Raw genomic sequence first — 22,330 nt, 5'->3', positions numbered from 1 at the left:
TAAGAATAGGAAATTGCATGTGCTGAGATGGAAACTGCTAGCCTTACCGCGTGATCAACGGACCATCAGGGGCGCTATGCATCTGCCGTCTGCGCCCATCGGTGCAAATTAAGGATTGGTGCAGGCCCAACTTGCCAGAATTCAAATGCTTTCTAAGCGCCTCCTAAGCTAACCATTGCCGTTAGAATGACGGCCATGAACAAGGACGGTAATCACGAGTCAATTTGGCACCGTCATGGCGGCTTGCTCGGCAGGAACTTGCATCAAAGAGATCGCGAAATGCCCCGAATGGGAATGGCACAGTTAATTCAGTGCACTACCGGCTGATACGCCGGATCGGTTGCCGGCAACCCAAATGCCATGACTTCCCATGTCCCGTGATTGTATTCGATCACCTCGATTTCATTGATGGACGTCCAACGAAGCAGGCAAGCGATCTCCTCATTCTCATCCCATATCTCCAATGCAGTGGAGCAATCCCCTAGCCGAGCTCGATAGAGCTCCAGCGCTTCCTCCCTAAGCGGGTGGTCGGCCGTCGGGTCAATCCACCCCTGCGAAAAGTAAAGGATCTGAAGGCCCATTCCCTTGACGTAGAACGTTACCTGCCCGCCCTGCACGGAACGCTCCCATGCCTCTCGCGGCAATGCGATAAGGTCCCGGATGATGTGTTGTGCTCGTTCTTCAACATTCATTCCTCATTCTCCTTGTTCTGTTGGTTTGCTCTGGAAATCCGTTCGCCCAGCGCACGGACAACCTTGGTTTGATCGACGTAGACGCGCTTGATTGACGCGACGCGGTCCGGCGCCCAGCCCATGATATCTGCGACCTCACGGTCGGTCAGATCTGTCTGGGTCAGGAGCTTCGTGCAGAAGGTCCCGCGAACATCGTGCAGATGCTTGCCCTTGCGCTCGCCCGTCTCTTCATCCGTGTATTCGATCTTGGCTTCGTCGCGGATGCGGTTGAAACTTCCCCCGAACCCACTGACAGACCACGCGTCGCCGAAACTGTTGACCAAGACGGTCTCGACGCCGGGCTTGCGATGTCGTGTCCGCAATTCCGCGAGCAAGGCATCGAGCTCGGGAATGCGGGGCATCGTCACCTGCCGACGTTTTCCCTTGCTACGCTTCTTCGCCACCTTGACGATGGCATGATCGTGAACTTCGGCCCAAGTCAGCGTGACCAAATCTTCCCGCCGCAAGCCAGTCAATGCGGCCAAGCGCAGTCCGTCATTGAGCTGCTCGCGTTCAAGGGTTCTTGCCGTCTTGCCGAACTCGACCATGTCTTCCTCGGTCCACACGATCGCAGCGCGCTGCCCATTGCGATAAAGGGTCGGGATTCCTGTGGCGACGTTGACCGCAACGCGTCCGCGTATCCGCCCGAATTCGAGGAGGGAGCGCAACACGGTAATCCCGATGTCCGCGCCGCGCGGCGTTGCAGCACGGCTGTCACGCCACGCCACAACCTTGCTGACCATCCGCGGATCGCTCCATACCTCAAGTGGCGTATCACCCCACTTCTGCTCGATCTGATCGAGTGCTCCGCCCCACGTGCGTTTTGTGCCAGGAGCGAGCGCCGACCACTCAGGGCTTGAGGGCCGCGACGGGTCGCATGACCGCCATTCCCGGATGAGCGAACGCAACAAGGTCGGTTCCGCCACCCTTTTTGCGTCGATTGCCGCGAAGGCCAGTTCAAGCTCTTTCCGCGTAAGCCGGGGCTTGTTGCGTTGATCGAATTTCCCGATCAGCGGCCCGCCACGCCACGCGTAGATATACCAGCGCGGTACGCTGTCCTTTCGCCAATACCGTACAAAATGCAGACCCTTCATAGGCGCCCCTCCCTGTCGAGGGTGTCGAACAGGGTTTCGCGCAGCTGCATCTTGTCGTCAGTCGCACTGAGCTTGATCGAGCCGTCACCGCCCATGGTGACGCTCACCACGTCGATGCCGTTGGCGCGAACAGCCTCAACAGCGCGGCTGATGGCACTTTTCGGCGCGTAGCGGAGGCGGATCTTGTTTCGCGGCGCAGCGTCAGTCATTGCTGCCGCTCCCGTCGGAAAAACTACGGAGGGCCGTAGGCTCAACCGCAACGAACATCGCAGTTTCGATTGCCAGCCGCTGCTTCTCAGCCCAACGCGCGCTGCACTTTTCGCCCCCGTCAGGCAATTTGGGCTCGTCGCGTTTGACCCAAGCGCCCACGGAGAAAGTGCTCACAAACGTGACACGCAGATCGGAAATCATCTGCAGCACGGCTTCGATCTTGAAGTTCAGGGGGTGGCCGGCGAATTTCCCACGTTCGGAAAGAGAACGCAGAAAGATTTCGGACACGCCCTGGCGGCGTACAAAGCGCTCGAGGTCGTTCGACAAGCGCAACACAGCACTAGCCGAACGGTTATCGATCTCGAAGCTGCGTGACGCCTGATCAATGACACGCGGTGCCCGTCCGGGTACGCAGCGAAGAGTAGCCAGCACTATCCGGGGCGATGAGATAATCCCGGCCGTGATGGTCCGCACTTCGTCCCGCCGTGGAGGCGAGGGAGCCGGGCGTCCGAACTGGCGACAGACGGCCGCGAAGAATTCGTCATCAGCGGTCATTGGGCGCCTCCACCAGATCAAGCGTCCAATTGGACTCGACTGGGCACTGCCAGTGCCGCTTCGGCGTATCTGAAAGCCTTTTCGGACAAATCTTGGCACAATGGCGCGCCAGCAACCCGCATTTGGCATGCGGATCGCAAACAGTACCGAGCTTTGACGATGCGTTGGCGGTCGGCTTGAGCCGGATCGCATCAGGACGACGCAAAGTACTGTCAAAGCCCGTCCTTTTCGTCCAGACGCCGGCGCGATTGCGACGACGAGTCCGGAATGACCCGTGGCGAGCACCTCGAGATACAGGGAGGAGAGGCACGATGTACTTGGGTCCGCTCATGCTGCGATCTCCTCGACAGTGTCGGTTTCTTCGTCCCAGATAAGCTGGCGCCACTCGTGCCCGATCGGCTCGATCTGATCGTGAAACACGACGCCGGTGACGCCCGGCCCGGCCTCGTAGGAGTAGACCAAGTGCTTCGCCCCTCCGACTTCGAGAAGCTGATGGTGCAGCAATTCACGTTCAACGATGTTGCCGCGAATGCGGACGCTGACCTTGCTATGCGGCGCATAGATGAGCCGCTGCCCCCCATGCAGATCAAGCGTCTCGGCTGACCCCGGCGAAGTGATGGAGAGGGAGTCGCTCCAATTCATGAGGCGGGTGACCGTGATCTCATCAAGGAGCGCTTCTTCTCCAGCCAATTCTGCCCCGCGGCGCAGACGCTCGAGGAAATGATCGAGCTCGGCGAAGAGCGGCGCGGTAAGGCGCAAGCCACCAGGAAGGTCATCAAAGATGACGAGGGCATCGTCGAGAAGCTGAGCCGAACCCAAGCCATACATCGAGATACCTGAGTGCTCCCAGCGCACCTCGCCAGGTCCGATGCCGCACTCGCGGAACAGCACTGCCGCAAGGGCGCGCCCGACCTGGTCGCGAAGATCCGCCGGTGCACCATTGCGCCCGCGAAACCACGGCTCGTCGATGCGAATGAGAATGCCGGTAGTGGAGAAGTTGCGGGTCTTGCGGGAAAGACGGCGGTCTTTCTTGCTCAACTCGCGATAGAGCAGATCGACCTTGCCGCTGCGATAACCCTCCACCGATTCCGTGACCTGGAGCCGTACCTCGGCAAGGGACCCATGGGTACCTTGCAGAAGCCGACCTTCCTGCAACTCGGATGATGCATGCGAAACTCCGATCGCAGTCCGCATGATTGCCGACGTGCGGGGAGCGGCCCGCATAGGCCGCAAGTAGATCGAGCGCTCATATGCAGTCGTGCGCCACTCGACGACCTTGTAGAGTTTCTTGCGGTGGTAGTAAGTGCTTCCGGGGCAGGCTTCACGCAGCGCCTTGGCATCATCGATGGTACCAAGCAAATCGCCGCCGGCACCGTGAATGCGCAACCCGAGCCGACCATCGCCGATGCGCCTCAAGGGAAAGTCGATTTGAGGCGAGCCCGTATGACAGTTTGCCACATGCTCGATCTCGCGAGGACGGATCGCGCCGGGCTTCGCCATCGCGAAGGCCCGATCAAACCCCTCGGGCCATGCAATCCCGCTCGGCAGTGCCGGCTGACGCTCAGCACCGCCCGCCTCTTCGAGGAAGCAACACGCGTTCTGGTACTGAATGATCGAATTTTCGAGGTAGAGCGGGGACGTCTCGGGTGCACCTTCGTAGAATTCTCGCAAAGTCGTGCCGAGCTTGGCGAAAGCAGAAGGTTCAGCGATCACCGCGAAGACGCCCGGTCCAGCACGCCCGATGCGCCCGACGCGCTGTTGGAACGCCTTCTTCGACATCGGCAAACCAAGGTTCAGCCCGAGATTGAACTGCGGCACATCGATCCCGAGCTCGAGCGATGAGGTGGCGACGATGGCGCGCAACGTGCCATCACGCATGCCGGCCGTGATCGCAGACCGGTCCTGGAGTTCGAATCCAGCGCGGAACGGTTCGACTTCGTCAGAGCCGATCGTGGTGGCAACGCGCTCGACAGACTGGCGCCCGTCGGCAAATGCAATCAAGGCATTGGGGGCGATCTGGCCCGCGATACGGGCAACAAGGTCGGCCAGGTTGGCTTCGGCGGCTGCACCATATTCCGGTCCTTCGATATGCAACAAGGTCTTGGCATCGCATGGCGCACCGTTGTGCTCCTCGCCGATCACTTCGAAGGGAAGGCCGGTCAGTCGCTCAAGGTGTGCGGCCGGATTTGCGATCGTTGCACTGGCTGCGATGAACTGCATTTCCGAGTGTGGAAGACCCGCCTCCGTCAGAGTGCGCGACCGGGCGGCACGCAGGCGACGGAACAGGAAAGCGCAATTGCTCCCGAAAACGCCCTCGAGGTTGTGCGCTTCGTCGATAATGACGAGTTCCAGGTTGCGGATGAAGCGCTGCGCCGCCGGTGCGGCCTGCGTACGCATCAACCATGCGTGGACGACGTCTTCGGTGGCCACGATTACTCGTGCCCGCTTGAGCAATTCGTCACGGTCAGCAGGCGGAATATCGCCCTGCACTTCCGCGGCAATGGCAGCGTCGATACCAGCATGGCCCAACGCTTCACGCCAGCGTTTCATCTGGTCGCTGACCAAGGCCTTGGCCGGATAAAGCGCGAGGATGGTCGCATCCGGTTTCGTCACCAGTCGGAGGAGCGTGTCTGCCTGGAATACGAGCGATTTGCCCGAACCCGTGCCGGTGGCCATGACAATGTTCTTGGCAGAATTCAGCATCGCCAAGGCTTCGGACTGGTGCATCCACAGATGCTCGTTGCCGCGAGCCAGTCCTTTGCGCCAGTCCACAAAGCGTTCGTCACGATAGGCTTCCGGCCATTTGGCGAGCCGTTCGGCCCGGGGCGGAATATCGTGCCGATCGACGATCGCCGCCGGCGTGCTGCTGGTGAGCAATTCAAAAGCATTCATAGAGGAACTCCTTTTTTGTGGGGGGGTGTTGGGTTCATTGATGGCTGCGGAAGCAGCGCGCACAGGCTCGCTGCCCGCATCGGGGGATGCGGATGTCATTCGTTTTCCTTTTCGGTTGTGGGTTAGATCAGGCTCACTCGGTGCCGAGGGCGGCAACGAGGCGCGAGAGATTCTGAGCTGGCTCTATGTAGGCAGCAGTCGTCTCGAGCCGGGCGTGGCCAGCCAGAAGCTGAACGTCGCGCATCGAGCTACCATGGCGATTGGCACTTCGGGCGAGCCCCGTGATGAAAGTGCGCCGCCCCGAATGACTCGAGCAGCCCTGAAGACCCAGGTCCTGATAGAGCGTCAGGAACCAGGTTTTCACCGCTGCGGCGCTTTGACGGCGAATTCTGCCGCGCGCCGAGAACGAAACAAACGGTATCGTCGGATGTGCCAGGCGGAAGCGCTTGAAACATTCGAGGATTTTCGGATGCATGGGGATCATCCGTTCACGTCCGCCCTTGGCCAGGTTGCGGGCGACAACGATGTGACTACCGCCGGGCTCATTCGACACGATCAGTGCATCGACCATCAGGCCGGCAATTTCACACGCTCGCAAGCCTGCATAAGCCGACAGCAGGAACTTGAGCTCGTCGCTGAGCGGCGAATTGCTGACCCTGCGGATGTGATCGGTCACCTGGTTGATCTGCGCTTCTGAAAGCACTTTGGCGCGCTTGATGCCGGTATAATGCCAGTCCCGCTCATGCACGGTTTGCTTGGGAAGATGATGGTTACAAGTTTTCAAATGGCGTCTCCTTGTTGGTGTTGACGCCTAGCATTGTCTGGCAGCGACAAGAGTTATGCAATACTAATTCGCGCATCCATCCAAAAAGTTTCTGTATTTTTGAAGTACAATTTCGCCATTAACCTTAACAAGTCGAATTATTTACTTTCTTATACCACAAGTATGTCTCGCATTTTTATTTGGAATGACTCTGCGTGACTAGGGGTTCTCAGTAATTTTTAACGATGAATAAAATTAAACGGGAAGTATTCAGTATAATCGGAGCGGCTGCGGGCGCAATCGCCGGAGGCAGAATCCCTCGCCCAACCTCGTCCGGAGGTCCCATTTTGAGACGCTTCCACATGCATAGGGGACGCCTCATCACATGCAGAAGGCGTGGGCCGCCACATGCTCAGGCGCTGAAGATCGAATCGGCAGGCCTGCGAATCACCTCGCAAGGTTAACTCTCTGGACGGTGTGGCGCCGGGTCGGCGATCACCTGTGTGGTGAGAGAATATCAGAGGAGGGGAATGGAGGGGGCCCCTGACGGGGCATCGGGCTTCGCAGAGTCTTTGGTTTGCGCTCCTGCGGAGCTTCCCCCTCCGGGGGTGGTTGCCCCTGGCGGGGCTGGGTCCTGCGGAGGGTCACTCAGGTAAACTTGCAAAACGAGCCTTCTGGAAGTTTATATCAGAAAGCCCCGATTTCTGCGGGTTTCAGCGAGTAAACTTGCAAAAGGCGAAATCACAAGCTTCCAAAATGCGATTCCTGGCTTCCAAAACAGGAGCCGAGCGATGGTGTGTAAAACAGAAATAGCGCTTTCAAGTCTCTACCTGAAAGTCGAGCACGACCTTTGCGACCTCACTGAAATCAGAAGTCGTCACCTATGGTATTTTACAATACCAAAGGCTTTTGTTCGACGAATTTGTCCGCTCTAGAGATCGCCGCTGCGAAAAGGCCGAGGCAGATTTGCTTTTCAGCGCTCAAAATCTCTTTCTATGTCATTTTTTTCTTGACAAACTTACCCTATTTGCGCTACACTACGCTCTGAAAAATCATGCTGACTTGCCGGGGGCGAGCGTTGCTGGTTGTCTATTCTCCAATCTCGCTAAGCTCAGCAGCTCGACTGCCAATGCTCGCGCCTATTTTTCATGGACGTCATGACAACACACACTCAAGATAAGCTTCGCCGCGCCGCCCTCATCCATCTCGAGCTGGCTGAACTGGACCAGATTTACGGCCGTGCGGCGCCCTCGCCTTACGCTTGGCTCCAGCCATGCCTGCGCATCGTGAAGGGCGATGGCCCCTGGTATGCCCGGATCCTCGAAGACAGCTTCATCGCCACAGCCCGCATCTCGGACAAGAACATTGGCACTGCTGTCCTGCCAGCAAAGGGTTGGACTGCCTGCGAAGTTCACATTCAAGGCAAGTGCCGACTGGCCTTCAGTGCGCGTGATGGCCAGATTGTCCTCCATCGCTCCGAGCCGGGCCTGTGGGAGAACTGGTTTGGAGTCGACCCAAGCGGAGACTCTATGCCGCTCATTCCCGACCTCTTTGCCGACGACAAGGATCCGCGCTGGCGGCGGTTCAAGGCGAGCGGTCTGTCCGAATGGCCGCCGCAGCTTGATCCGACTGCCGCAGACCCGACGGCTCCACGACCCTGAGGAGGGTGTGATCAGGGCTGTGATCCAAGGTATTCGCTTTCCTGACCGTCACAGCCCTAACCCCTCGCCAGACCTGACTCGTCAAATACGACTGTGAAGATGATAGTCCTGCACGCTATCCGAACCACCACATCAGGGAGCAGGATATGACCGGCGAGACGACGTTCGGAACACTTCTCGACGTGCCGCTGCGTGAGGCCTGGACCCACGAGGCCCATCGTTTCACGCCCTGGCTCGCCGCGAACCTCGATCGCCTGTCGGCCGCAATCGGAATTCCACTAGAGTTGACCGGAACCGAAGCACGGGTCGGGACCTTCAGCGCCGATATCCTGGCCCGCAACCCGGCCGATGACAGTATTGTTTTGATCGAGAACCAACTCGAAGGTTCTGATCATACGCACCTCGGCCAGATCATGACCTATCTCGCCGGCCTTGATACCCACACCATGATATGGGTGGCGCCAAGCTTCCGCGACGAGCATCTTTCCGCCATCCGCTGGCTCAACGAGCATACGGTTGATCCTTTCGCCTTTTTTGCGGTTCGGGTGCGCGTCGTCCGTATTGGCGACTCCCCGCTCGCACCGCTTTTCGAAGTGGTCGAGCGCCCCAACAACTGGGACCGCCGACTTGCCCAGCAAAGGCGGACTGCTGAAGGAAATCTTACCGAACTCGGTCAACACAGGCTGGAATTCTGGAGCCATTTCTGCGGTCGGTATCCAGTTTATGGCGCTCCAGATGCGGCCAGCTCTCGCTGGGCTGCCTTACCGGGCACCGATGCCGTTGTAGTTCAGTATTTGTCGCGCAGGGGCGTAGGTGTTTTTGTCAGACCGCGTCGCGGCGGCTCTATGGAAGATCTCACCAACGAGCTTGCGCCGTGGCTTGAGCAACTGACCGCTCATCTTGGCGCGCCTCCAGGAGGCGAGACAAGCTTCCTGTCTCAGAGTTTGCACATTGATGCTTCTACTCAAGGCAATTGGGACCGCCTGGCTGACTGGCTTGACGAGCAGACGCGCCTCTATCAGGCGGTATTTGAAAGCATTCTTGCCTGCTCAGATTAAAAACATGTTGGTGATCACTGCAGCAGTGACGCACGAACACTCCTGTTCAGAATATGGCACGAAGTCTGGTCAACTTTTGTTGTTGCTGGCGCCACCCATAATCATTGGGTACTTGCGTAGTCCTCCTTCATATCAGCGTCCCTAAATCACTGCATATTGGCGAGATTTCCGCGGGACAACACGTCAAAATCGAACGGGCATAGTTGTGGATACGCTTGGGCAGTGCTTAGAGTGTCCGGATGCCTTTGATTGAAAACCCCATTTTGAATCGCCCGTTCACGGCGCCCGATCGTCACTGGGTTTTAGCGGATAATGGAATGCCGACTGGGGAAACCACCCTTGGCAGACGCCGCTCGGAATACATCGTTGCTGTTGCCACGCCTAAGCGAAAAAAGGGGGGGCAAGCAGAGCTCATTCTCGAAGACAACTCGTCCGAGCGCCGCGCGAATGACAATATCAATGCGATTCGCGCACAAGTGGATCAATGGCGATCGACTCCCGAGGCCGCTTGGGGCGTGACTTACGAGACAGCCCGCTTGCTAAAACATTGGCGGGCCACTGACCGCGAGCGCCCCTTGTTTTTTTGCCAAGTCGAGGCGGCAGAAACGCTGATCTGGCTGACGGAGGTTGCACCTAAAAATCCGATCCACGCCAAGCATATTGATTATTTTCGCACGCAAAGCGAGGTCTCCAACCCAGGCCTCTTCCGGCTGGCGATGAAGCTTGCGACGGGTGCCGGCAAGACGACGGTCATGGCGATGCTCATCGCCTGGCAGGCGATCAACAAGGCTCGCCGACCGCAATCGAAGATGTTTACCGATGCTTTCCTGCTGGTGGCACCGGGCATCACGATCAAGGATCGGCTGCGTGTGTTGCTGCCTGAGTCGGGCAATTCGATTTACGAGAAGCTGTCCATCGTCCCGCGCGACATGATGGATGATCTGCGCAAGGCGCGCATCGTCGTCACCAATTATCACTCGTTCCAGCTCAAGACGAAGGGCGACATCAAGCCCGGCACGCTGGAAGCCCTTCGTGGGCGGGAAGACCCGGAAACCTTCGACGCCCGGTTCCGCGAGACTGAAGCCGAAATGGTCCAGCGGGTCATGAAGCCTCTGATGGGCCGGCGCGGGATCATCGTCATCAATGACGAGGCCCACCATTGTTACGAAGCGCCGCCGACTGCCGAAGTCGAGCCGATTGTCCGGTCCGAGGAAGAGACTGCCGCTGAAGCCAACGCCGAAGCCGAGGCAAGCCGCAAGGAGGCGCGGGTCTGGATCAACGGCATCCGGGCCGTGGACCGCGTGCTTGGCGTAAAGACTGTCTACGATCTGTCAGCAACGCCATTTTTCCTGCGCGGTTCTGGCCAGGAGGAAGGCAAGCTCTTCCCATGGGTCGTTTCCGATTTCTCGCTGATGGATGCGATCGAATGCGGCATCGTGAAGGTTCCCCGCGTTCCCACTCATGACGACGTCGTGCAGCGGCAAGAACCCATCTTCCGCCACATCTACAAGCATGTCCGAGACGAACTGCCGCGCAAGGGTCAGAGGAAGGCTGGCAGGGCCTATTCCGCCGAAGAACTGCCGGTCCAGCTCGAAGCTGCCGTGCGAGCGCTCTACCGCGATTACGAAGCCAAGTTCACCGAATGGGCTGCGAAGGGTGCGGAAACTCCGCCGGTGTTCATCGTGGTCGCCAACAACACGTCCACGTCGAAGCTGATCCACGATTGGATTGCCGGCTATTGCGAAAACCCAGACGAAAAGGAGCCGGCGCACCGGAAATGGCGCGCGGGCAACCTCGCGTTGTTCAACAATATCGAGAACGGCAAACCGGCCGAACGTCCCCGCACGGTGCTGATTGACTCTGCCCAGCTCGAAAGCGGCGATGCCATCTCCGACGATTTCAAGCGTATCGCGGGCGATGAGATCGAGGCTTTCCGGCGCGAGCTTCGCCGTACGCCGGGCCGGGACCCCGAAGCCATCACCGATGCAGACCTGCTGCGCGAGGTCATGAACACCGTCGGCCAGAAGGGACGAATGGGGGGCCCCGTTCGCTGCGTCGTGTCCGTGTCGATGCTGACTGAAGGCTGGGACGCCAACACTGTTACGCATATTCTTGGTTGCCGGGCGTTCGGTACCCGCCTGCTGTGTGAACAGGTAGTGGGCCGCGCCCTGCGTCGTGTGTCATATGAGCCGAACGACGAAGGGTATTTCAGGGCCGAATATGCCGACGTGCTAGGCGTGCCGTTCGACTTCATGCCGGCGAATTCCAGCAAGGACTTTTCGCCGCCCAAGCCCCGCACGCGCATTTTTGCCGACGAAACGCGGGCCGCGCCGGAAATCCGGTTCCCCCGTGTGCTCGGCTATCGTGTCGTCTTTCCGCAAGGCAGGCTCAATGCGACCTTTGTCGATAACAGCCACATGCGGCTTGGCGCTGACACGCCGATCCCGAAAGAGACAGAGGTTGATCCCCTTATCGGCCAGTCGAATGTCATCGACATGGGCGATCTGGACGCGATCCGCAGCCAGACTGTGGCCTACATGCTCGCCAAGCGTGCGCTGGAACGGTGGGCGCGGATGGCGGAGAACATGGATACCGAACCGACGTTCCTGTTCCCCCAGTTCCTGAGCATTACCCGGCGCTGGCTGGCGGAATGTCTGCATTTGCATGATGGCCGTTCGGTCGGCTGGCTGAGCCTTGCCAGTTACCGCGACGAGGCCGTGGAACGTATCGTGCGCGCATGCGCCAAGGCCCTGTCGCAAGCCGGCAACGAAGAAATCCTGCCCGTGCTGGCACCGTTCGACGCGGACGGATCGAGCAAGCACGTGGATTTCTTCACGGCCAAGACCACGCTGCTGGAGACCAATCCGGACAAGTGCCAGGTCAACTACGTCGTATATGACGGCGACTGGGAAGCCGCCTTCGCCGAGCGGCTGGAGCGCATTCCGCAGGTTCGCGGATACGTGAAGAACCACGCGCTGGGCTTCGACGTGCCCTATGTCTTCATGGGGCAGGAGCGGGATTACCGGCCGGACTTCATCGTCCATTGGGACGATGGCCACGATGATCCGCTGCAACTGGTTGTCGAGATCAAGGGCCGGCGAACCGAGGAAGATCAGGCCAAGGCCGATACACTGGCCAGTCTGTGGTTGCCGGCCGTGCGCAACGATGGCCGGTTCGGGCGCTGGGGGCCGCCGGTGGAGATCGTGCAGCCCTATGACATGGCGCATGCGTTCGAAACGATGGTGAAGGCGTTCGAAAGCGCGGTCGGCACCCGCGAGAAGGTTTCCTGACATGGCAAAGGCACCCCGGAAACCGATCGATATTGCGACAGTGCAGCACAAGGGGGCGCGGCGGCCCAACAACCCGACGATGGAGCTGCAAAGCTTCCTGGCGGACGATGAGGCCACGCCCACCGAGGTGAAGTTCCAGCGGCGCTACAGCCCGGCAACGCACCCGGAACTTTACGAACGAAACAAGGCGCTCGACCCGCAACTGGTCTGGGCGGACACCGAAGATGGCGAAGGGGCAGTGCAATTGACGTGGCGTGGCAAGGATGAACAGGACGAAGAAGCCCTGCGCGTGGACGCGGTGCCAATCTACACCGCCGAGAAAATCCACCCCAAGGCGATCATCGATGACATCCGCCGGCGCGCGGCCAGCGACACGGCGGTCTCGCTTGACGACCAGCCCGACCTGTTCGCGGACTTCAACGGCATCGATGAGGATGATCGGCTGGAATTCTACCAGCACACCCTGAAATGGACCAACCGCATGATCTTGGGCGACAGCCTTCAGGTCATGGCGAGCCTTGCCGAAAAGGAAGACCTGCGCGGCAAGGTGCAGAGCATCTATTTCGATCCGCCTTACGGCATCAGGTTTGGATCGAACTGGCAGGTATCGACCACCAAGCCCAAGGTCGAAGACGGGCAGATGGGTACTGCGAAAAAGGCGAGCCAGCTTTCGCGAGAACCAGAGCAGGTCCGGGCCTTTCGTGACACTTGGGCGGACGGGGTCCACAGCTATCTCAGCTATATGCGAGATCGCTTGGAAGCGATGCGGGACCTGCTCACCGACACGGGATCAATCTTCGTTCAAATCAGTGACGAAAATGTCCACCGGGTCCGGGCCGTACTCGATGAGGTATTTGGTCCCGGCAATTTCGTCAGCCAGATCGTTCTGAAAACCACCAGTGGAGCCGGAAGCCCAAGTGGCGGGACGCTGACCCTTGCTGCCGTCCATGACACTGTAATTTGGTACGCGAAGAACAAGGAAATCGTGAAATACAGGCAGATTTATTTCAACAAGTCAGAAATGGATTCTGCCTACCTTTACTCTCGAGTCATCTCTCAAGACGGATGCGAGCGCTCAGCGACAGAGGATGAGCTTTCGGGAGTCAAGGCGCTGGCGGACGGAGAGCACCTCTTCATGCCGGACAACCTTACCAGCCAAAGTTCGCCTGATAGTGCAACCTTCAAAGTTCCGTTTCGGGGCGAAGACATTGGGCCTGGTAAAGGTGGATGGAAGACCAACGTGGATGGAATGTCCCGCTTGGTCAGGGCCTCCAGAATCTACCTGACTAGCAACTCGTCGCTGCGTTTTCAGCGCCGGATGTCGGATTTCGACGTGGCACCGATAAATGACGTTTGGACCGACGTTGGCACTGGATCGTTTACCGATGCAAAAATCTATGTCGTCCAGACCAATGTGAAGATCATTCAGCGGTGCTTGCTGATGACCACTGATCCGGGTGACCTTGTGCTCGATCCAACGTGCGGTTCTGGCACCACTGCTTATGTTGCCGAGCAATGGGGTCGGCGTTGGATCACCATCGACACGAGCCGCGTGGCACTGACGCTCGCCCGGACCCGCCTAATGAGCGCGCGTTATCCCTATTACGCGATGCGCGACAGCGAAGCTGGTGCCGTGGAAGAATTGGCTTTCAAACTTGGCCGGCGACCTACTGAGACTGAGGCCGCCGAAGTGCGCGCCAAGGGTCCCTTCACCAATGATATTGCACATGGCCTTGTGCTCGATCGGGTGCCACGCATCACCTTGAAGTCGATTGCCAACAACTCTGAAATCGATGTGCTGTACGAGCAGTACCATGCTGTGCTTGAGCCACTGCGCGACCAGTTGAACGCGGCGGCAAAGACCGAATGGCGCGAATGGGAAATTCCGCGCACGCCGATTTATCCGTGGGAGGCCAAGCCGGCGAAGCTCCATGCCAAGGTCCGCGCCTTGCTGGACGACCGGGACAAGCTGCGCAGCAACTGGGACCGGGGCGACGAGGGCCTGGACGAAACCGATCTGGCCAAGCTCGACAAGAAGATCGGCAAAGCCATCGGTGCGCTGAACAAGGAACTCGGCCGCAGCTTCACCATTGACGATTTCCCCGAGCATCCGGGCGACCCGCTACCGTTCGAAGCGCTCGCGCCCCATGCGGCATGGTGGGAAGCGCGCATCGCGCGGCAGAAGGCCATCGACACGTCCATCGAGACCAATGCCGAGACCGAATATCTGGTCGACAAGCCGGTGGAGCTGAAGGGTCTTGTCCGCGTTGCCGGGCCGTTCACCGTCGACAGTCTTTCGCCGCACCGTGTCTTGCCGGCGGACGAAGACGATCCCTTGCTGATCGCCGCCCTCGCCGATGGAGAAGAAGCCCCGCACCGGCTGGGAACCCGTGCCGATGCCGGCAGCACGAGCGATGATTTCGTGCGCGTCGTGCTCGACAACCTCAAGGTGGCCGGGGTCGGCAACACCAAGAAGGGCGAGCGACTGCGCTTCACGACCATCCGGCCTTTCGCCGGCCGCTATGTGAATGCTGAAGCCCGGTACGTCGAGGGCGAGTCCGAAGGAGCACCCGAACGGCGCGCGGCGATCTTCATCGGCCCCGAATATGACACCGTCACCCGTTCCATGATCGTTGCGGCGGCGCGCGAAGCGGCGGACCTGTTCGACGTGCTGGTGGTGTGCGGCTTCGCCTTCGAAGCGCATGCCTCTGCCGAGACCATGACGCTGGGGCGGCTGACCGTGCTCAAGGTCAACATGAATCAGGACCTGCGCATGGGCGATCGCCTCAAGACGGCGGATCAGGGCAACCTGTTCGTGGTGTTCGGCGAGCCGGACGTGAAGCTGTGGAAGCGCAAGGGTAGTTTGCTGGAGGTAGAAATCAGGGGTCTTGAAATCTTCAATCCCAACTCTGGTGAGCTGAAATCGTCAGGGAAGGTGGAAGATGATGTCGCCTGCTGGTTCATCGACGACGATTACGACCAGACGAGCTTCTTCGTGCGCCAAGCCTACTTCCTTGGCGGCAAGGACCCCTACGAAAAGCTCAAGATCGCGTTGAAGGCCGATCTGGACGAGGAAGCCTGGAGCGTCCTCAACAGCACCGTCTCGCACCCGTTCGAAGCTCCGCAAGGCGGCAAGATCGCGGTAAAGGTCATCAACCATTACGGCGACGAGGTGATGAAAGTCTACCACGTGGACGAGGCGGAGGTCAGCAAATGACCATGAGCTTAGACGAAGTGAATTTGGCCTTTGCCATGTTGGTTGAGGAGATCGAGAGCTCCGGTGATGTCATCAAGGAGGAAATCTCCCGTCAGGCACTCGCCGGGGACATGGCATCAGTCAGAAGCTTGGCAGAGAAGCACGAGAAGGTAGCCGACTTTGCCAAACGCGTGGGACAGGTCCGCTTCGAATGGGAGGCGATCTTTGCTCCGCCAGAAAGCCAAGCCGCGCATAAGCGGAAAAATGGAAATGGCGAGCGAATAGGGACGCGCGGGCCGAAAACGAGCCTTGTCGTAAAGTTCCCTTCGGGACGGACCCTGAAAGAGGCAACGGCAGCCGAAACATTCTGCAAAACCATTGAGGAAATGGGAATTGAGCGTGTGCAGGAGCTCGGCAAAACCATGAACAACTTCCCGTTGGTCGCGCATGACCGACATGGGGATTACACCCAGACCAAAGTCGGAAAATACTATGTCATGACTCACAACTCGACGCGCGCCAAAAAGGACTTGCTGGAAGAGCTTGGTGCCCGCCTTGGCTTCGATTTGCGCGTCTCCATTGCTCTGGAAGAGTAAGGTAAGAAATGGCCAACTTCTTTGAAAGACTAAAGGAATCTCGCGCCGCTGCTGGATCACCAGATGGCGTCGAGCTTGAAGCATGCGTGCGCAACACTGTCGCAGCGCTTCAATCGTCGCATACAGATGGCAACAAGCCAGGCATGCTGCTCGGCAAGATTCAGTCGGGCAAGACACGTGCCTTTCTGGGCGTGATCGCCGCTGCTTTCGACGAGGGCTTCGACGTTGCAGTGGTGCTGACCAAGGGTACCAAGACGCTGGCGCAACAGACCGTCAATCGCATTGCTAACGAGTATCGCGAGTTTCGCGATGCCGAAGAGCTGGCCGTGTATGATATCATGACCGTACCCAACCTGACCGCATGGGAAATCGACGGGCACAAGCTAATTTTCGTCGCCAAGAAAGAGTCCAACAACATGCGACGGCTCGTGAAGCTGTTCGCGGAAACTCACCCTAAGCTGGCCGGCAAGCGCGTGTTGATCGTGGATGACGAAGCCGACTTTGCATCGATCCGCTTCACCAAGAAGAAGGGCTCTACTGAAATCGAGCAGGGCCGGATCGCCGATAGGATCGATGAACTTCGCCGCGAGTTGACCAATCCTGCCGTGTTGCAGGTGACCGCGACGCCCTATTCGCTCTACCTCCAGCCGGAAGAGTACGAGACTGCACCGGGCCAGAACTTCACGTTCGAGCCCAAGCGACCGGCCTTCACCCAGCTTGTGCCGATCCACGGCGGGTATGTCGGTGGCGACCACTATTTCGGGGAACACGACGAGAGCGACCCAGAATTCTATCTCTGGCACCCCATGACCGACGAAGAACTGACTGCGCTCAAGAAGGAAGATCGCCGGCGAGTACGGACCGATGAGGCGCTAACATCGAAGCGCACGGAAGCCTTGCGCCATGCACTGGTCACATTCGTGACAGCCGCATCGATACGACGGCTTCAGCAGCAGGTGACCGGCATAGCACAACGGCGATATTCAATGATTGTGCATGTCGAGACCGCAAGAGCATCGCATGCCTGGCAGTATACGGTCGCCCAAGAGATTATCGCTGGCATGTCGCAAGCTGCTACATCGGGAGACCCGATCTTTGGTGAATTGGTTGAACGGTCGATCGATGATTTAGCCCGTTCGGTAACGGCTGGGGGCTATACAATGCCCGAGCACGACAACATCGTGGAGCGCGTAAAAGAAGCATTTGTGAAGAGCGGCGTTGTCACGGAGAAGGTCAACTCAGACAACGATGTTCAGGCCCTGCTCGACGAAAATGCCGAGCTTCGTCTGCGCACGCCATTCAACGTGTTCATCGGCGGGCAAATCTTGGACCGAGGCATTACTGTGCCCAACCTACTTGGCTTTTTCTATGGCCGCTCGCCCAAAAAGATGCAGCAAGACACCGTGCTTCAGCATGCCCGGATGTATGGCAATCGGCCAAAGGAAGATCTTGCCGTCAGCCGTTTCTATACGACCGCCGGGAACTACAACGCCCTTAAGTCCGTGCACGAATTCGACTCCGCTTTGCGACATGCATTCGAGACCGGCGCACACGACCGGGGCGTTGCATTTGTGATGCGCGATCTGTCAAATCGGGTCATCCCTTGTGCGCCGAGTAAGATTCTCGTTTCGGACATTGTTTCGCTCCGGCCCAACGGTGCGTTGTTGCCTGTCGGATTCCAAACGAAGGCTAGGACCGAGCTGTCGAAACTAATGGCTAAGGTCGATGCTCTGGTGCCGTCGGAGGCAATCGATTCCAAGCTACCGGTGAAGTTTAAGTGCGAGACTGCGGTGCAGATTCTCGATCTGATTGAAGACGCCTTCAAATTCGAGGATGGCTACTCCTTCGATTGGGAGGCTTGCCGTGCTGCGGTCGAGTACTTCTCAAAAGTGGCCTCGCCACCCGAAGAGCGTGGGGACTGCTGGGTCATCGCGCCGAAGGGCAGGACCATAACCCGACGTCGCGCGGGCGGGCGATATTCAGACGCCCCCTTGTCGTATCAAGAACGCAAGGCATTCCGTTCGTTGGGTGGGGGATTGCCGATCCTAGCGTTGCTTGGGCAAGATGGGCGGGAGGAGCACGGCTGGCGGGACTGCCGATTTTGGTGGCCGGTTCTTGTAGCACCCGCCCAAGCTGCGCCGAGTATCTTCGCTTCCAGCATACGTGGCAATGGCGATGATGTGGAAGATTAAAGACCCGCCAAAGCTAAATTTCTAATGCCGTCAGCGACAGCCAAAATTTTTTACATAGCAATTCTAACTGATTGATTCATCTAGCTACGGTTTGGGTAGTTTTTACACAAAAAACCGCAGAAATCCGGGCGCGCGTCGAGCTTGGGAAGCTGCTGCTCTACCATTGAGCTACACCCGCCCGGATGCCGCGCTTAACTAACCGCGCGTCTTGGGCTGGCGGGCGCTTGCCACAACGGCGGGGTGGCGGTCAACACGCCTTGTGCGTTTCGGGGGGGGGCGCTTGCGCGAACTGCGTATGGCCAGATCTTTGCGCGGCGGTGAAATGTAAGTCACGCGGTGTGGTCAATGTACCGGCCCAGCGTCCTCCACCTTCTTTTCGCAGATGCAAACAAAGGCGTTGACCAACTTTTGACATCTGTCCAGTCTTCCTCCTGTCACCGCGTTCGACTCGTTGAGTGCGGCACCGTCATCAGGGGGAAATTGCGACCATGACCGTGGCCGAGACTGTTACCCAACGCACTGCAGAGCGCCGCGTCAGCCGCCTTTTGCGCAGCCGAATCGTCCAGTTCATCGGCCTTTCCGCGCTTCCCGCAACGATCGTACTGGCGCAGGCAGCGCGCGATCCTTCGAACCCGGTCGAGACTGAAACCGGCATTCCCGTCACATCGGCCATCGTCACCGAAAATTGCGGCACATGCCATACTGCAGATGCGAAGGGGAACCTCTCGCGCATCTCGTGGGTGCGCACCACGCCCGAGGGCTGGGCGCAAGTCATCAAGCGCATGGTCGCGCTCAACGGCTTGCAGATCACGCCGTCGGAATCGAGAGCAGTCGTCCGCGCACTCTCCGCCAGCCACGGTCTCGCGCCCGATGAATACAAGCCGGTCGCCTACTTGCCCGAACACCGCATGGTCAACGAAACCAACATTCCCAATGAGACAATCCGACAGTCCTGCGCATCGTGCCATGCCTTCGCCCAGCCGCTGTCGTGGCGGCGTTCGAAGGCCGAATGGGGCCTGCTGCGCAATCTCCACGTCGCCATGTATTCGCAGGCCGACGCGCAATATCGCCGCGCGGTCGAAGATCCCACCCAGCCAGCGGTTCCTGCAGGCGGAACCAAGCCCCTGCCCGTCGAGGTCGCACTCGAATACATGAACAAGACCGCGCCGCTCACCACGCCCGAGTGGACCAAATGGGCGGCGCGGCAGCAGTCGGCCAAGCTCGGCGGCAAGTGGCTGGTCAATGCCATGTTGCCCGGCAAGGGCCTGTATGTGGGCGAGATGATCGTCACGCCCACGACCGGCGACGATGACTACACCACCGCCATCACGCTCAAATCCTTGAAGGACGGCTCGGTCCTGACCCGTACCGGCAAGGGGCTGGTCTATTCCGGCTATTCCTGGCGCGGCACCTCCTCCAGCGGCCCCGAAGGCGCCTCGCCCGATGCGCCGCAGGACCACGAAACGCGCGAGACGATGGCGTTCTCGACCGACCGCAAATCGGCGCAAGGCCGCTGGTTCTGGGGCGATTACAAGGAATTCGGCTTCGACGTGAAGCTGACCAAGGCCGCCGCCGAACCGAGTGTCGTCGCGGTCTGGCCCTATGCCCTGAAGGCCGGGGCCAAGGGCGCAACGCTCAAACTGCTCGGCGATGCATTTCCGGCTGCCCTCAAGGCGTCTGACATTGATCTCGGTAAGGGCGTCACCATCAGCAAGATCGTCTCCGCCAGCGCGACCGAAGCCGTGCTGACCGTCGACGTTGCGGCCGATGCCGCTCCCGGCGCGCACGATGTCGGTCTTGGCGGATCGGTGCTGGCAGCGGGCCTGCCGATCTTCAAGAAGGTCGATTACCTGAAGGTTGTGCCCGACACCTCGCTCGCCCGCCTTGGCGGCAGCGAGAAGCACACGCCGGGCTACGCGCAGTTCGATGCCATCGGCTACGACAGCGGTCTCGACGGCAAGCCCTATACCGCTGACGACTTCGCCCTGGGCCCGGTCGAGGCAAGCTGGGCGATGGAGGAAATGCCGACTGTCTATTACGACGACGACACCAAATATGTCGGCACACTCAGCTCCACCGCGCTGTTCACCCCAGCCATCGACGGGCCGAACCCCGAGCGCAAATGGGGCCGCAACAATTACGGCGAAGTCTGGGTCGTCGCCACCGCCAAGTCCGAAAAGGACGCGCTGGGCAAACCGCTCACGGCCAAGTCGTTCATGATCGTGTCCGTCCCTGCCTACAAGCGCTGGGATCAGCCGGAGGTGGCCAAGTGACCACAACCCTCGTCCCCAAATACCGCCGCGGCGACATTCATCTGTTCGACGCTCAAGACCAGGGCTTCGTCTATCTCGCCTCGGCAGGTGCGATCTTTGCTCTGGACGAAGGCGCGGCCAGTGTCATGGCGCTGCTCGGCGAAAAACAGATGGCCTATGGCGAAATGGTCGGCGCTCTGGTCGAGGCGGGCTATTCGCGCGCCGATGCCGACGACTTGATCCGCGAGCTTCGCGCCGTGCGCGGCATCGTCTCTGACGAGATCCGCGAGGCTCCGCTCGCCCCGCCTGCTCCGCCGGAAGACTATCCGCTCCAGGCGCTGGTGCTCAACGTCACCAACCAGTGCAACCTTGCCTGCACCTATTGCTACGAATTCGGCGCGGACAAGATCGCAACCCCTGCGGGCAAGCCCAAGTACATGACGCTGGAGACGGCCAAGACCTCGGTCGATTTCCTGCTGGACAGTTCAGGCGACCGCGAAAGCCCGCACATCACCTTCTTCGGCGGTGAAACGCTGATGAACTTCAAGCTGCTGCGCGATGTGGTGCTCTATGCCAACCAGGCTTCTGCGGCGCGCGGCAAGCGCATGACCTACAGCCTGACGACCAACGCCACGCTGCTGACCGACGAGATCATCCAGTTCCTTTCGGATCAGGCGGTCGGCGTCACCGTATCGATGGACGGGCCGCCCGATCTGCAGGACAAGCGCCGCGTCTACAAGAGCGGCAAGGGGTCCTATGCGGTCATGGAGCCGCGCCTGCGCAAGCTGATCGCCGGGCACAAGACCCGCGCGATCACTGCGCGCGTCACGCTGACCGACGGCGTGACCGATGTGATCCGCATATACCGTCACCTGAAGGACGATCTCGGCTTCCACGAAGTCGGCTTCGCGCCGGTGACGGACTCGGGCGAACAGACCTATACGCTCGACACCGACGGCATGGACACGGTGGTTTCCGCGTTCCACGAACTTGCCGCGGAATGGCTCGCCTTTGCCCTGCGCGGCGAAATGCACGGATTCTCGAACGTCTCCGAAACGATCAGCGAACTCATCCAGGGCACCAACAAGTCGCACCCTTGTGGCGCTGGCCTTGGCCTTGTCGGTGTCAGCCCTTCGGGTGACATCTCGCCCTGCCATCGCTTCACTGATGCCGACACCCATGTGCTCGGCCATGTAACCACCGGGCTGGACAAGGAAAAGCGCACCGACTTCCTGACGCGCGGCCATGTTGGCGCGAAGTATGAATGCACCACCTGTTGGGCGCGCCCGCTCTGCGCAGGCGGGTGCCACCATGAGGCTTTCGTGCGCTACGGCGATACCGGCCACGCCAACCTGCATTACTGCGACTGGATCCGCGAATGGACCGACGCCTGCCTGAAAATCTACGGCACCGTTGCCGCGCGAAATCCCGAATTTCTTGAACGCTTTGCTGCACGAAAGGGCTTGTCATGAAGCACCTGAAGCCACTCAACAAGAAGGCCCTGCGGATCGAGGAAACAATCGCCTCGACCGATGAGGACGTGATCGCGCTTCAGCAGAAGCCGATGCACACCCCGATGGGCTGCTCGATCTCGTTCTCGCCCGGCTGGGAAGTCGATGCGGGCGGCGGCACGGCGGGCCTGTGCCAGCCGGCCGAGCGCGACATCTACGATTGCTACGTCACCTGCTTCTGGCCGGTGCAGGTGCCCGACCACGTCAATTACTCGCCCGACTGGGCCAGCAATTGCGCGACGGCAGCCAAGGACTGGCGCAGCCTCGACATCATCTTCCCGTAAGGCGCGCGCCGTTTTGCGCCCCTGCCCGACCATCCTTGTCCGGAA

16 protein-coding genes are annotated in these 22,330 nt (G+C 59.4%); 9 read left to right on the top strand and 7 right to left on the bottom strand.

The window, feature by feature from the left end; genetic code table 11:
• Positions 1-308: 308 nt before the first annotated feature.
• The 7 genes from RM192_RS02830 to RM192_RS02800 form a co-directional block, all read right to left on the bottom strand.
• Complete coding sequence (locus tag RM192_RS02830; RefSeq protein ID WP_311506068.1) at positions 309-692, bottom strand: hypothetical protein; 384 nt, start codon at positions 690-692, stop codon at positions 309-311.
• On the bottom strand, positions 689-1,825 hold the full coding sequence (locus RM192_RS02825) for a tyrosine-type recombinase/integrase (protein WP_311506067.1): 1,137 nt from the start codon (positions 1,823-1,825) through the stop codon (positions 689-691). Before RM192_RS02825 ends, RM192_RS02830 begins: the two co-directional genes overlap by 4 nt.
• Positions 1,822-2,034: a hypothetical protein gene (locus RM192_RS02820; RefSeq protein ID WP_311506065.1), complete on the bottom strand. Its 213-nt coding sequence runs from the start codon at positions 2,032-2,034 to the stop codon at positions 1,822-1,824. Before RM192_RS02820 ends, RM192_RS02825 begins: the two co-directional genes overlap by 4 nt.
• Positions 2,027-2,590: a DUF3010 family protein gene (locus RM192_RS02815; RefSeq protein WP_311506064.1), complete on the bottom strand. Its 564-nt coding sequence runs from the start codon at positions 2,588-2,590 to the stop codon at positions 2,027-2,029. The genes RM192_RS02820 and RM192_RS02815 overlap by 8 nt, the downstream gene beginning before the upstream one ends.
• Complete coding sequence (locus RM192_RS02810; protein ID WP_311506063.1) at positions 2,580-2,921, bottom strand: hypothetical protein; 342 nt, start codon at positions 2,919-2,921, stop codon at positions 2,580-2,582. The genes RM192_RS02815 and RM192_RS02810 overlap by 11 nt, the downstream gene beginning before the upstream one ends.
• On the bottom strand, positions 2,918-5,545 hold the full coding sequence (locus tag RM192_RS02805; protein WP_311506062.1) for a DEAD/DEAH box helicase: 2,628 nt from the start codon (positions 5,543-5,545) through the stop codon (positions 2,918-2,920). Before RM192_RS02805 ends, RM192_RS02810 begins: the two co-directional genes overlap by 4 nt.
• Positions 5,546-5,615: 70 nt before the next feature.
• A complete protein-coding gene (locus RM192_RS02800; protein WP_311506061.1) occupies positions 5,616-6,266 on the bottom strand; it encodes a site-specific integrase in 651 nt (216 codons plus the stop codon).
• A gap of 1,136 nt (positions 6,267-7,402) precedes the next feature.
• Between RM192_RS02800 and RM192_RS02795 the strand changes: the two genes are divergently transcribed.
• The 9 genes from RM192_RS02795 to qhpC all read left to right on the top strand — a co-directional run bounded on the left by RM192_RS02795 (position 7,403) and on the right by qhpC (position 22,285).
• Positions 7,403-7,906 (top strand): hypothetical protein, encoded by a 504-nt coding sequence (locus tag RM192_RS02795; RefSeq protein WP_311506059.1) that lies wholly within the window; start codon positions 7,403-7,405, stop codon positions 7,904-7,906.
• A gap of 146 nt (positions 7,907-8,052) precedes the next feature.
• Positions 8,053-8,964, top strand: coding sequence for a hypothetical protein (locus RM192_RS02790; protein WP_311506058.1), 912 nt, complete (start codon positions 8,053-8,055; stop codon positions 8,962-8,964).
• A gap of 239 nt (positions 8,965-9,203) precedes the next feature.
• Positions 9,204-12,254, top strand: a complete 3,051-nt coding sequence (locus RM192_RS02785; RefSeq protein WP_311506057.1) for a BPTD_3080 family restriction endonuclease — start codon at positions 9,204-9,206, stop codon at positions 12,252-12,254.
• A 1-nt stretch (position 12,255) separates the two neighbouring features.
• Positions 12,256-15,471, top strand: coding sequence for a site-specific DNA-methyltransferase (locus RM192_RS02780; protein ID WP_311506056.1), 3,216 nt, complete (start codon positions 12,256-12,258; stop codon positions 15,469-15,471).
• Positions 15,468-16,046, top strand: a complete 579-nt coding sequence (locus RM192_RS02775; protein WP_311506055.1) for a hypothetical protein — start codon at positions 15,468-15,470, stop codon at positions 16,044-16,046. The genes RM192_RS02780 and RM192_RS02775 overlap by 4 nt, the downstream gene beginning before the upstream one ends.
• 8 nt (positions 16,047-16,054) lie before the next feature.
• Positions 16,055-18,238, top strand: a complete 2,184-nt coding sequence (locus RM192_RS02770; RefSeq protein WP_311506054.1) for a Z1 domain-containing protein — start codon at positions 16,055-16,057, stop codon at positions 18,236-18,238.
• Positions 18,239-18,726: 488 nt separating this feature from the next.
• On the top strand, positions 18,727-20,511 hold the full coding sequence (gene peaA, locus RM192_RS02765) for a quinohemoprotein amine dehydrogenase subunit alpha (RefSeq protein ID WP_311506053.1): 1,785 nt from the start codon (positions 18,727-18,729) through the stop codon (positions 20,509-20,511).
• Positions 20,508-21,962, top strand: a complete 1,455-nt coding sequence (gene peaB, locus RM192_RS02760; protein WP_311506052.1) for a quinohemoprotein amine dehydrogenase maturation protein — start codon at positions 20,508-20,510, stop codon at positions 21,960-21,962. Before peaA ends, peaB begins: the two co-directional genes overlap by 4 nt.
• Complete coding sequence (qhpC, locus tag RM192_RS02755; protein WP_183611831.1) at positions 21,959-22,285, top strand: quinohemoprotein amine dehydrogenase subunit gamma; 327 nt, start codon at positions 21,959-21,961, stop codon at positions 22,283-22,285. Before peaB ends, qhpC begins: the two co-directional genes overlap by 4 nt.
• Positions 22,286-22,330: the final 45 nt, after the last annotated feature.

It is taken from the genome of Novosphingobium sp. MMS21-SN21R (genome assembly GCF_031846015.1).
GTDB lineage: Bacteria > Pseudomonadota > Alphaproteobacteria > Sphingomonadales > Sphingomonadaceae > Novosphingobium.
This window is presented reverse-complemented; position numbering and strand designations above follow the sequence as displayed.